Genomic DNA, 12,348 nt, shown 5'->3' with positions numbered 1-12,348 from the left:
AGCTTCCCAATTGGATCAAGCGCGGGGTCAATCTGGCCAATCAATATGGCTTGAAGTAGTCGAACGGCTCTTGGCACGAGCGGCAAACGTAATGCGCCTTGCAGGCGGTCGATCCGAAGGCGGAGACGACTTCGGTATGCGTCGAGCCGCAGTGCGGGCACGGCACGCCGTCTTTCGGTCGGCCGTAGAACGTGATCTTGCGCGGCGCGTCGGCGGACACGGCTTGCGCACCTGTGGGCGGCGCAATGCCGTAGCCACGCAGTTTTTCGCGGGCTTCCGGGCTGATCCAGTCCGTCGTCCATGCGGGGGCGAGCACGGTCTTGACGTGCCAGGGGCCGAGGCCTGCGCGCGTCATGGCCGCGGCGATGTCCTCGGCGATCTGCTGCATCGCCGGGCAGCCCGAGTACGTGGGCGTAATCACGATCTCGAACGCCGCGCGGCCTTCGTCGTTCGTCACGACGCGCACATCGCGCAGAATGCCGAGCTCCCGAATCGACACGACCGGAATTTCCGGGTCGGGCACGGCTTCGAGCGTTTGCCAGGCGAGCGGCAGCGACGCCTCCGAGGCCGGCGTGAGCACGTCGGGCGCAACGGGAGGGGTGAGCGGCAGATTCGTCATCGCGTCGGCAAACATGTTCGTCGTAGGCATGATGTGCGCGCGTGGCTTACCAGGTGGCGCCGGGATGCTGACGGGCCAGACCCTGCATCTCGCCGAGCAGATAGCTCATGTGTTCGGAGTGGTGACCGAACTTGCCCGTGCTCTCGAACGCACCGCCGACCGGCGCGGTGAGCGTGGCCTCCGCGAGTGCATCGTTGACGGTGGCTTGCCATGCGTCCTTCAGATCGGCCATCGTCACGCCGGTACCGGCGGCGGCCACCGTGTCTTCGAGCGTGTCGCGCTTGAAGATCTCGTTCATGTACGGCACGAGATAGTCGAGCGCGGCCTGCGCGCGGCGATGCGATTCTTCCGTGCCGTCGCCGAAGCGCACGAGCCAGTCGCGTGCGTGGTGCAGGTGGTAGTGCGCTTCCTTGACCGATTTGGCGGCGATGGCGGCGAGCGTTTCGTCGGTCGACTGCGCGAGTGCTTGCCACACTTCGACCATCAGGGCCGAGTAGAGGAAGTTGCGCACGATGGTGACGGCGTAATCGCGCTCGGCGGCCGTGGTACCGGCGGTCGGGCCGTAGTGGGGCAACTCGACGAGTGTCCAGTTACGGAAGGCGAATTCGTCGCGCCAGAAGGCGTAGTCATCTTCCTGCTTCGCGAAGCCGGTGAGTTCGGTTTCGAGCTGGGCGGCGTGCTGATACAGCATGCGTGCCTGGCCGATGAGATCGAGGCTCAGGTTGGTGAGCGCGATGTCTTCTTCCAGCACGGGGCCGTGACCACACCATTCCGCGTTGCGCTGACCGAGGATCAGCGCGTTGTCGGCGAGGCGCAGCAGATAGGACAGATGTTCCTGCGTCGGTTTCATGTTCTGGGGTCTCGCTTGGGGCGCGCCATTGACGTGCGTTTCGTCACGCCGGCGCGCAGCCGCTTACATGTGGTTCACTTCTTCCGGCAGCTGGTAGAAGGTCGGGTGACGGTAGATCTTGTCGGCGGCCGGATCGAATAGCTCGGCCTTGTCTTCCGGTGCCGAGGCCGTGATGGCGACCGAGGGCACGACCCAGATGCTCACGCCTTCCTGACGGCGCGTGTAGACGTCGCGCGCCATGCGCAGCGCCATCTCGGCGTCGGCGGCGTGCAGGCTGCCGCTGTGCTTGTGTTCGAGGCCCATCTTGCTGCGCACGAACACTTCCCAGAGGGGCCATTCCTTGTTGCTTGCTTGCGTCATGATCGTTCCTGATGTCTTGTGAGGGCGGCGCGCTCTTGCGACCGCTTATGCAGCCTGCTTCTCGGCGCGCTGGCGCTGTTTCGCTGCGTGGGCGAGGGCGGCATCGCGCACCCAGGCGCCTTTTTCGTGGGCGGCCACGCGGGTGCCGACACGTTCCTTGTTGCACGGGCCGTCACCGCCGACCACGCGCCAGAATTCGCTCCAGTCGATCTCGCCGTAGTCGTGGGCCTTGCGGGCTTCGTTCCACTTCAGATCCGGGTCGGGGAAGGTCACGCCGAGCACCTTGGCCTGTTCGATGGCGGCATCGACGAACTTCTGACGCAGGTCGTCGTTCGAGATTCGCTTGATGCCCCACTTCATGGTCTGGGTGCTGTGGATGGATTCCTTGTCGCTCGGGCCGAACATCATCAGCACCGGCCACCACCAGCGGTTCACCGCTTCCTGAACCATGTCGCGCTGGGATTGCGTGCCGCTCATCATGGCGAGCAGGGCGTCGAAGCCCTGACGCTGGTGGAACGACTCTTCCTTGCACACACGAATCATGGCGCGCGCGTACGGACCGTACGAGCAGCGGCACAGGGGCACCTGGTTCATGATGGCCGCGCCGTCGACCAGCCAGCCGATCACACCGACGTCGGCCCACGTGAGGGTGGGGTAGTTGAAAATGCTGGAGTACTTGGCCTTGCCGGAGTGCAGGGCGTCGATCATCTGGTCGCGCGACGTGCCGAGCGTTTCGGCGGCGGAATAGAGATAGAGACCGTGACCGGCTTCGTCCTGCACTTTGGCGAGCAGGATGGCTTTGCGTTTGAGGCTGGGCGCGCGCGAGATCCAGTTGCCTTCCGGCAGCATGCCGACGACTTCCGAGTGCGCGTGCTGCGAGATCTGGCGAACGAGCGTCTTGCGATACTCGGCAGGCATGTAGTCCTGCGGCTCGATCTTCTGGTCGGCGGCGACCCGCGCGTCGAAGCGAGCTTGCTGCGCCTGCTCGGCCTCGCTCAGGGCTTGCACGCCCTTGGGGCTATTGCCGGCCAGATCGATGGCTTGCGTATACATAGAGGAAGGCCTCCGCGGCATGTGGGGATATGGAACGCATTATAAACCGACCGGCCGGTCGGTCAATAAATGTTTTCCATTAGGCCGGGGAGGTGTCGTTGTCCACAGGGCTTGAGATTTTCTTGAGAGGAAATGAGATGGCGCAGTGAGGCGGGTGGCGGGGTGGTCGGTCGATGTCGGCCAGAGTGCGAGATGTTGCGGCCATCGCCTGGAGAAAGTCGGCACTGCTGCCTAGACTAGGGGAATCATCGAGCCAACGCGCGGCACCTATGAAGATTGCGGTTCTCACGTTTCCCAACGTCCAGATGCTAGACCTGGTGGGGCCGATCGATGTGTTTCACGAGGCCGCACGCCAGGCGGGAGCACCGTCGAACTATCAGTTCGAAATTGTCTCCACGGCGCCTGGCGTGATAAGAGCGTCCAATGGCATGCGGATCACGCCCGACACTACGCTCGACACCAGCAGTCCTGACATCGATACTTTACTCATCGCGGGCAGCCCTTCGGTGCATTTGCTCGAAGACGATGCCGTCATCCGTCAGTGGATATTGCGCTACGCGAAGACTGCGCGTCGCATCGGCTCGGTGTGTTCCGGCGCGCTGCTGCTGGCTCGGACAGGCCTGCTGGATGGAAAAAGGGCTACCACGCACTGGAACGCCACGGCGCGCCTGAGTCGCATGTACCCGAAGGTGAATGTTCAACCGGACCAGATTTTCGTCAGGGACGGCAACATCTACACATCGGCAGGAGTGACTGCGGGTCTGGACTTGGCACTGGCGCTGGTCGAGGAAGACCTCGGGCGATCGGTTGCGATGAAGGTCGCCCGAGAATTCGTGATGTTTCTTAAACGCCCCGGTGGCCAATCGCAGTTCAGCGCCTATCTGACAGTGCAGGCCTCGGAGAAGAACGCGATACGAGACGTTCAGGAATGGGTACTCCAGAATCTGGCTCAGCCGCTATCGGTCACGATGCTTTCCGAGCGTGCCGGGATGAGCGCGCGAAATTTTGCCCGGGTCTTCAAAGAGGCATGCGGCATAACCCCGGCGACATTTGTGGAAGACGCGCGCATCGACGCGGCGCGCAGACTACTCGAAGAAACCCGATATCCGCCGAAGAAGGTGGCCAGTCTGACGGGCTTTGCAGATCCTAACGGGCTGCGACGTGCGTTCTTGCGCAGGCTCGGGGTATCGCCGTTGGAATATCGCCGACGTTTTCTGATCGCCGCGTAGTCTTTGGACTGTTGCCGAGCGACGTCGAGGCAACCCTTACGCGGCCTGCCCTCCCACGACACGCAATCCGATCACGCCTGACAGGATGACGGCAATACACAACACGCGTCCGAGCGAGGCCGATTCGCCCAGGAACAGCATGCCGACAACGGCGGTACCGGCCGCCCCGATTCCCGTCCATACCGCATAGGCCGTACCGACCGGGAGCGATTTGAGCGATGTGGTCAACAACCAGATGCTCGATAGACCGGTGAGCGCCGCGAAAACGCTCGGCCAGGGGCGGCTGAATCCCGCGGACCATTTCATACCGAAGGCGAAGGCGATTTCCAGCAGGCCAGCGACACTTAACACTATCCAGGACATAGGGATGACCGTTGCGGTGACGAGGGTGTTCAAAAAAGTCCAGCACCCCCGGGGTGGAGGGCACTGGAAAAAGGTGGGCTGTCTCAACCGACGAGGAGGCGGTTCGTGAAGAGGCGGTGCAGCGTGCGCGCGAAGAGCACCAGGATGGTGAGGCTCAGCATCGTCAGGATGATGGCAGCGATGAATTTCAGCGCCCAGGTATCCGAGTAGGCTGCATACTTGATCGCGGCATTGGACAGCGCGGCCATCGGGAAGCTGACCGCCCACCACGACGCGGCGAACGGAATCGAGAGCCGGAACACCTTGAATGCCAACGAGATGAACAGGAACAACCCGAAGTAAAAGAGCAGACCCGCAAACATGTCCACGTGCTGGACGACATTCACATAAGCCAGGAAACCGACCTCGAACGGCGCGATCATGATGATCAGGGAGGGCACCATCCCCTGCGGTAGCGGGTCGTGGTGAACGATGCGAGAGAAAATCATCGTGAAAAATACGAGCGCCATCATCGTGCCGACAGCGATGGCGAAGAGGTTGACTTCGTGCGCCCACGCCATCGGCATGGTGCCCCCCGCAACCGCAATATCAAGTGTTGCCACACCGGGAATCAACCAGGCCGGCGCAGCGTGAATCGGTTCCTGTTTGCCCCGAAAGAGCCGTCCGGCGACGATGAAGGTCAGACCGATAGTGAGAAGGGTTCCGATAGACCACACGATCTCACCCAGCACCGCACTGTAGACACCGATGACTGACGAGAGAAGCAATACCGAAATCGTGATGGTGCCGAAAAAATTGCCCGCAATCGGGTGAGTGAATTCGGCCTTCACCGCCTCCGGGTAGCGAACCCACTTGACCAGGTATCCTGCCGCCAGAACCAGAAACGTCAGGATGGCGATGATGCCGATTTCGTCCGCGATCGCCGCGTTCGCACCGAAGAGGTGATGTGCGCCGCGCCACGCAAGAGACAGTCCGGAAATCCCCATGACGGAACCGAAAAGATTCACGGGAAGGTGCTTCACCGAGCTACGCTGCCGTATGGACGGGTCAGCAGTTGTGGCAATACTCATGATGTCCTCTATCTCTTTCGCTCAAACCTTGGTTAGGCACCGGCGCCTGAAAATGCTCAGACACGCCTTGTTCGTGCTGTAAGGAAATTATCGGAGCCGCCTGCGGGGAGCGAAAGTGGAGCAAAGTGGCAATTTCTGCCAACGTTGCGACAAAGATGGCCATTTGCTACGTGGTTGACCATTGACAGCCATCTGCAACGATGGCGCGACGTGGTCGCAAGCTGTCGGGACCCGTCGACAAAACAAAAAAGGAGTCCCATCGGGACTCCCTCAGAATGTCGACACAGCCCATGCCATCTTCATTCGAGACAAGGTGCGCCGCTGTACTGCGCGAACAACGGCCGCCCCGCGCTTGACCCGGTGGTGCGCTTCAAGCGCCCGCCCTTGGGTCAGGAAGCCTCGACTTCGTCGCCGCCGCTTACCCCTGCGCCTGCCCGAAATTCTCGCGATACTGCTGCGGCGACACGCCGAATCGGCGCTGAAACACCTTGCGCATGTTGTGCGGGTCGCCGAAGCCGCATTCCCACGCCACTGTCTTGAGCGGGGCATTGCCGTTCTCCAGCATCACGCGCGCGGCGTCGACGCGGGCGGCGCTCACGAAATCGGCTGGCGTCACCCCCGCATCGCGTGCGAATACCCGCGAGAAGTTGCGCACGCTCATCTTTGCCACGGCTGCCAGATCGCCGACCGATAACGGCTCCGCCAAATGCTCCAGCACGTAATGCTGGACCTGCGCGACGGGAGAGTTCGGCTCGGCGTAGGGCGTCAGATACGGACTGAATTGCGACTGACCGCCCGCGCGCTGCGTGAAGACGACCAGCCGCTTCGCCACGTTCAGCGCCACCTCCTGCCCGTGATCCTGTGCCAGCAAATGCAGCGACAGATCGATCCCGGCCGTCACCCCTGCCGACGTGAACAGACGCCCGTCCTGAATGAACAGCCGGTCGACTTCGATGTTCGCGCCCGGGGCACGCTCGGCCAGTACGTCGACATCGTTCCAGTGCGTGGTTACGCGCTTGCCGTCGAGCAGGCCCGCCGCCGCCAGGATCAGCGCGCCGTTGCAGATCGAGCCGTAGCGGCGTGCGCGCGGGACCATGTCGTTCAGCCAGCGATAGACGTTCGGCCCGAGATCGTCCGTCAGTAGCGACGGACCCCCCGCCACCAGCAGCAGATCGACGTGTCCGCCGACATCCTGATAGTGACGTCGCGGCAGCAACGCCATGCCATTCGAGCAGGCAATGGCCCCGTGCTGCGTGCCGATGACCTCCGTCTGGTACTGATCGTCGGGCAGCAGGAAGCGATTGGCTTCGGCGAAGACGTCCAGCGGCCCGCTCACATCGAGCGATTGCACGCCGGGAAACACCAGCAGGGCGACGTTACGGATCATGGTGATTCGGTGGAAGACGGTTCAGGTTGGCGGCAAAGCGATGGGGAAACACTGGCGTTGATGCGCCCCATTTTGGCAGAACGCGGCCCATCGGCAAGATGTCGGCCGGGCGCTGGCACGAAGATGCCGCTGGTTGGCCTGATCGACCCGCTCACGTTGCGCGTCGCGCCATAGCGGTGATTCGAGAATGGTTCGAGCGACGGCAGCCCCGTCGCATGCCCTCCAGAACAACCGCATCCACCGAGAGGTATTCGATGTCGAATCAAATGACTTCCGCCGCCGTCCGTTATCCCGACGAAGCCTCGCTGGCCGAGCGCGTCGGCCCCGCGTTCTCCGTCGACGGCATGCTTGCCGCCCGCAACAAGACCCGTACTGCGATTCGCGACATCGCTGCGAACGTGCGCCCCGGCATGGTCGAGGAAGATGCCGTCGCGATGGCCAAAGGCGTGCTGACGTCCGCCGGGCTCGAACTGAGCTGGCACCCGACGCGCGTTCGCTTCGGCAAAAACACGCTCAAGCCAATGCGTCAGCCGTCCGAGCCGGGCGTCGTGCTCGGCGAGAACGATCTCTTCTTCATCGACATCGCGCCGCGTTTCGAAGCGTGGGAAGGCGACGGCGGTGCGAGCTTCGTCGTCGGCCAGCATGACGCGTATGAGCGGTGCGCCCGAGACGCCGAGGCGCTGTTTCACGACGTCCGTCAGAAGTGGCAGCGTGAAGGGTCGACCGGACAGGCGCTCTATGCCTACGCCGACGACGTCGCACGCCGTATGGGTTGGTCGCTGAATTTCGATCTGCCCGGCCACCGTGTCTCGGACTTCCCTCACGCGGCGATCCACACCGGCTCGCTGGCGAACTTCGAGACCACGCCATCCGCTATGCGATGGATTCTGGAGATTCACCTGCGTGACCCGCAGCAGCGTTTCGGTGCGTTCTTCGAAGACATGCTGCTTGAGGACGCCTATTACCAAGCGCTTTGACGGAAGCTGACGGATGCCGCTGTCGCATACGCGCCACGCGTAGCGACGGTGGCGCATCGTCCGTCCCATGCCAGTGAAACTTGTTTGCTATACTGCGAACGATTCTCATTTGCAAAACGGTGCCTGAGCCTTGCGGCCACACCTGGCCCGGGGACAGGAGGGGCGTATGCCCGCCGACGACACGCTGCAGCGCGACACTTCGCTCAATACGTGCAATACGTGCAATACGCTGCAGCGACTCTACAACGATCACCACGGCTGGCTTCATGGCTGGCTGCATCGCAAGACCGGCTGCTCGCATCGCGCGGCCGATCTCGCGCACGACACTTTTGTCCGTCTGCTGGAGCGCGATCCGCCGCGTCTGTTGGCGTCGCCGCGCGCGTTCCTGACGACCGTCGCGCAGCGCGTCCTCTATAACTACTGGAGACGCGAGCAGATCGAGCGCGCCTATCTCGACGCTCTGGCGCAACAACCCGAAGCCCTTGCCCCGTCTCCCGAAGAGCGCGCCATTGTGCTGGAGACGCTGCTCGAAATCGACCGTTGTCTCGACGGTCTGCCGTCGCTCGTCAAACGCGCTTTCCTGCTGGCGCAACTGGACGGCCTCACGCATCCCGAAATCGCCACCGAACTTGGCATTTCACTGGCGACGGTGAAACGTCACCTCGTGCGTGCGGGCACGCAGTGCTTCTTCGCGATGGAGGCGGCGTGACGCGAAGCGCGACTTTCGACGCGACGATTGCGCAGCAAGCGGTCGAGTGGTGGGTGACGCTGCACAGCGGCGACGCCACCGAGACGCTGCGCACCGCATGCGCGCGCTGGCGGGCGGCGAATCCGGAGCACGAGCGTGCGTGGCTTCATATCGAGAACGCCGACCGGCGTATGCGTCATGTGTCGGGCACGTTGGGGGCGGCCGTTGCGCAGGCGGCGCTACGCGCACCTCGCTCGCGCGGACGCCGTATGGCGGTGAAGGCCATCGTCGGCGCACTCTTCGTCGGCACCGGCGCGTGGGTCGCCAGTGATCCGATGGCGGTGCAATGGCTGCGCGCGGATGCGCGCACCGGGGCGGGCGAGCGACGCACATTGCATCTGGCCGACGGCACAACGCTCGTCCTCAATACCCGCAGCGCCGTGCGCCTGTCGATGGATGGCGACGTGCGACGCATCGATCTCGTTGAAGGCGAAATCATGGTGACGACCGGCAAAGACCTGACGCATATGCGGCACGTACCGCCCCGGCCATTGATCGTCGCTACGGCACACGGCACGCTCCAACCGCTGGGAACGCGTTTCGTCGTGCGTCAGATCGATGGTGACGCCGACGTCTCCGTGCAAGTGTTCGAAGGCGCTGTGCGCGTGACACCGAAAAGCGCGTCATCAACCGACACAGCGAGCGTGCGGATCGTCCACGCGGGTGAGCAGGCGACGTTCAACGCCCGTGGCGTCGAGGCGGCGCTGCCGCTTGCGGATGGCGACGGCGCGTGGGCCGACGGCATACTTGTCGCCGTCGACATGCGACTCGACACCTTCCTCCGCGAGCTGTCGCGCTATCGACGCGGCTATCTGCGGTGCGATCCGGCGGTGGCGTCGCTGCGCGTCTCCGGCACGTATCCGCTGGCGGACATCGATGCCATTCTCGGCGTGCTGCCGCACGCGTTGCCCGTATCGGTGTCCTCCGTCACGCGGTACTGGGTGACGGTCGGACCTCGCGGATGAGCGGCCGGACGCACCACGCCTGAGCACTCGTCGGCCAACGTCCCGCCATCTTTTTGAAATTTCTTTACGGTCAGTGAGCTGATTTGCCGGTCTCGCGTGACAAGGGAAGTGAAACCTTCTCTCCATTGCCTGAACGAGATCTCACATGATGGCCGTCGCTTCACGTGCTTTACCCGCTTTCCCCGAACCACTGCGTGCCCTGTCGTCCACCGTCACCGGGTTGCGTCGACGTCGTGTCTGCGCGGGCGTCGCGCTGACGTTTGCGTCGTTCGCTTCGACGTTTGGCGCGGGCGTTGCTCATGCGCAGACGTCCGATCAGGCGCCCGCGACGGCCACAGTCGCCGCTGCCGCGCGAGCTTATGACATCCCGGCAGGCGCGCTCGATGCCGTGCTCACGCGCTTTGGACGCGAAGCGGGCATCTTGCTGACGTACACGCCTGCGCTGACGGCCGGGCGTCAGAGCCCCGGCGTGCGAGGCCGCTTCGATGTGCCGGGGGCGTTCGGTCAGATGCTTGCGGGCACCGGACTGACGGCGTCGCCACAGGGGGCCGGTTACACGCTCGTGCCGCAGGCGGCCCCGGCGGCCGCGACGCTGGCTTCCGGTGGCGGCTCGGGCGACGTCGCACTGCCGACGACGCACGTGCAGGGGCAAGCGTGGTCCGATGCCTACCGTCTGCCGGTAGACGCGAACGTCACGCGCTCCGACACGCCGATCCTCGACATCCCCCAGGCGATCAACGTGGTGCCGCGTCAGGTGCTCGCCGATCAGCGTGCCCGCACGCTCGACGACGCGTTGATCAATGTCAGCGGCATCGTGCAGGGCAATACGCTCGCAAGTACGCAGGACACGCTGCTCAAGCGCGGCTTCGGTGGCAACCGCGACGGCTCGATCATGCACAACGGTATGCCACTCGTGCAGGGCCGGGGGCTGAACGCGAACGCGGATTCGGTCGAAGTGCTCAAAGGGCCGACGTCGCTGCTCTACGGGATCATGGATCCCGGTGGCGTGATCAACGTGGTGAGCAAGCGTCCCCTGCTCAAGCCGTACACCGCAGTGAGCGTGGCTGGCACGACTTATGGTCACGGCAAGAACGGCGTCGAGGAGTCGCTCGATACGACCGGTCCGATCGGTGATTCAGGGCTGGCTTACCGGCTGGTCGTCGATCAGAACAATCAGCAGTACTGGCGCGTCTTCGGTTCGCAGCGCGAGACGCTCGTCGCCCCGACGCTCGCCTATTACGGACGCGATACGCAGGTCGTCGCCTCCTATGAGTACCGCAACTTTCTGACACCGTTCGACCGTGGCACCGCGTTGGACCCGAAGACGAACCGGCCGCTGGCGATTTCGGCGCGGGAGCGTCTGGATGACGTCCACAACGAAATGGCCGGGCAGTCACATCTGGCGCAGATCACCGTCGACCATCAGTTCAATCCGGACTGGAAGGCGCACTTCGGCTACAGCTACAACACCGAGACCTACGACGCGGGGCAGTTGCGCATTACCGGTGTGAATTCCACGACCGGGATCGTCTCGCGCAGTAACGACGGTACGCTCGGCTCGGACAGTACCGACAGCTTCGGTACGGCGTATCTCGACGGCAAGGTGATGCTCGCCGGGATGCGTCACGACCTGCAATTCGGCGGCGACTGGGAGTATCGACGCATTTATCGGCGCGATCTGCTGCGTCAGGCCGCGAAGTGCACGTTCTCTTATCTGAATCCGGTGTACGGCTGCGAGGTGATCCCGAGTACGGTGTCCGCCGCCGATAGCGATCAGACCGATACGCTGCACGACGCGTCGCTGTTCTTCCAGGACGCCATTCATTTGACCGATCGCTGGATTGTCGTCGGTGGTGTGCGGCTGCTGACGTATAGCCAGATCGCGGGCAAGGGGCGGCCGTTCAAGGAAAATACCAACATCAGCGACTCGAAGTGGCTGCCGCGCGCGGGTGTCGTCTATAAGGCACGGGAGTATCTGTCGTTCTACGGCAGCTATTCCGAGTCGCTCAAGCCGACGTCCACCATTGCGCCGCTGTCGACGGGCGTGGTCATCGACTCGAACGTCGCGCCCGAACACGCGAAGTCGTACGAGGTCGGGGCGAAGCTCGATATGCCGAACGGGCTGAGCGGCAACCTCGCGGTCTTCAATATCGACAAGCGCAACGTGCTGGTGTCGCAGGCGGTGCCCGGGAGCAGTACGCTGGACTGGCGCACGTCCGGGGCGGCGCGCTCGCGGGGTGTCGAACTGGATGTGTCGGGGCGCATCGGCCAGCGCTGGAACGTGATCGCGAGCTACGCCTTCATCGATGCGAAGATCACCGACGATCCGATGTACGCCGGCAACACGCTGGTCAACGCGGCACGGCATACGGCGTCGCTGGCAGGGGTGTATGACTGGGGGCCGGTGCTGGGCAATGGGAGCGGCAACCTGCGTCTCGGGGCGGTGGGGCGGTACATCGGGTCGCGACCGGGCGACTCGGCGAACAGTTTTACGCTGCCCGCGTACTTCGTCGCCGATGTGTTCGCGACTTACGACACGAAGATCGGGCGGCATCCCGTCCACTATCAGCTCAACGTGAAGAACGTGTTCAACAAGACTTACTACCCGTCGAGCGTCAGCCAGACGGTCGTGGCCATCGGCGACGCGCGCTCCGCAACGTTGTCGGCGACGTTCGAGTTCTGATCGACGGCGCGGGTTCGCTTTCCGTCGTCTCTATATAGAGAAAC

At 63.4% G+C, this 12,348-nt stretch carries 12 protein-coding genes; 5 read left to right on the top strand and 7 right to left on the bottom strand.

The genetic code is table 11. The annotated features are described in order from the left end of the window. Window positions 1-40: 40 nt before the first annotated feature. The 4 genes from paaD to paaA all read right to left on the bottom strand — a co-directional run bounded on the left by paaD (window position 41) and on the right by paaA (window position 2,882). Window positions 41-649 (bottom strand): 1,2-phenylacetyl-CoA epoxidase subunit PaaD, encoded by a 609-nt coding sequence (gene paaD / locus NA29_RS24175; RefSeq protein ID WP_072633375.1) that lies wholly within the window; start codon window positions 647-649, stop codon window positions 41-43. A gap of 16 nt (window positions 650-665) precedes the next feature. After that, window positions 666-1,469 (bottom strand): 1,2-phenylacetyl-CoA epoxidase subunit PaaC, encoded by an 804-nt coding sequence (paaC, locus tag NA29_RS24170; RefSeq protein WP_039393804.1) that lies wholly within the window; start codon window positions 1,467-1,469, stop codon window positions 666-668. Window positions 1,470-1,532: 63 nt separating this feature from the next. Beyond that, window positions 1,533-1,829 (bottom strand): 1,2-phenylacetyl-CoA epoxidase subunit PaaB, encoded by a 297-nt coding sequence (gene paaB, locus NA29_RS24165; protein WP_039393802.1) that lies wholly within the window; start codon window positions 1,827-1,829, stop codon window positions 1,533-1,535. Between the two features lie 45 nt (window positions 1,830-1,874). Beyond that, the gene (paaA, locus tag NA29_RS24160) at window positions 1,875-2,882 is read right to left on the bottom strand and encodes a 1,2-phenylacetyl-CoA epoxidase subunit PaaA (protein ID WP_039393800.1); all 1,008 of its coding nucleotides are present in this window, start codon (window positions 2,880-2,882) and stop codon (window positions 1,875-1,877) included. A gap of 269 nt (window positions 2,883-3,151) precedes the next feature. On the opposite strand from paaA, the gene NA29_RS24155 reads away from it, so the two are divergent. Next, window positions 3,152-4,111, top strand: a complete 960-nt coding sequence (locus NA29_RS24155; RefSeq protein WP_039393798.1) for a GlxA family transcriptional regulator — start codon at window positions 3,152-3,154, stop codon at window positions 4,109-4,111. Window positions 4,112-4,147: 36 nt separating this feature from the next. Here NA29_RS24155 and NA29_RS24150 read toward each other — a convergent pair whose 3' ends face one another. From NA29_RS24150 to NA29_RS24140, 3 genes are all read right to left on the bottom strand, one after another. Further along, window positions 4,148-4,474 carry a DMT family transporter gene (locus tag NA29_RS24150; RefSeq protein WP_039393796.1) on the bottom strand — a complete coding sequence of 109 codons (327 nt, stop codon included), beginning with the start codon at window positions 4,472-4,474 and terminating at the stop codon, window positions 4,148-4,150. An 83-nt stretch (window positions 4,475-4,557) separates the two neighbouring features. Then, window positions 4,558-5,544, bottom strand: a complete 987-nt coding sequence (locus tag NA29_RS24145) for an SLAC1 anion channel family protein (RefSeq protein ID WP_084104098.1) — start codon at window positions 5,542-5,544, stop codon at window positions 4,558-4,560. Window positions 5,545-5,962: 418 nt separating this feature from the next. Beyond that, entirely contained in the window at window positions 5,963-6,928 is a 966-nt protein-coding gene (locus tag NA29_RS24140; protein ID WP_224786931.1) for a GlxA family transcriptional regulator, read from the bottom strand. A gap of 257 nt (window positions 6,929-7,185) precedes the next feature. Between NA29_RS24140 and NA29_RS24135 the strand changes: the two genes are divergently transcribed. The 4 genes from NA29_RS24135 to NA29_RS24120 all read left to right on the top strand — a co-directional run bounded on the left by NA29_RS24135 (window position 7,186) and on the right by NA29_RS24120 (window position 12,304). Next, a complete protein-coding gene (locus NA29_RS24135) occupies window positions 7,186-7,908 on the top strand; it encodes a M24 family metallopeptidase (protein ID WP_224786927.1) in 723 nt (240 codons plus the stop codon). Window positions 7,909-8,074: 166 nt separating this feature from the next. Beyond that, the gene (locus tag NA29_RS24130) at window positions 8,075-8,617 is read left to right on the top strand and encodes a sigma-70 family RNA polymerase sigma factor (RefSeq protein ID WP_084104096.1); all 543 of its coding nucleotides are present in this window, start codon (window positions 8,075-8,077) and stop codon (window positions 8,615-8,617) included. Then, window positions 8,614-9,621, top strand: coding sequence for a FecR domain-containing protein (locus tag NA29_RS24125; protein ID WP_039401632.1), 1,008 nt, complete (start codon window positions 8,614-8,616; stop codon window positions 9,619-9,621). Before NA29_RS24130 ends, NA29_RS24125 begins: the two co-directional genes overlap by 4 nt. A gap of 145 nt (window positions 9,622-9,766) precedes the next feature. Next, window positions 9,767-12,304: a TonB-dependent siderophore receptor gene (locus tag NA29_RS24120; protein ID WP_095178494.1), complete on the top strand. Its 2,538-nt coding sequence runs from the start codon at window positions 9,767-9,769 to the stop codon at window positions 12,302-12,304. Window positions 12,305-12,348 lie beyond the last annotated feature (44 nt).

Source organism: Pandoraea sputorum, from assembly GCF_000814845.2.
GTDB classification, from domain to species: Bacteria; Pseudomonadota; Gammaproteobacteria; order Burkholderiales; family Burkholderiaceae; genus Pandoraea; species Pandoraea sputorum.
This window is presented reverse-complemented; position numbering and strand designations above follow the sequence as displayed.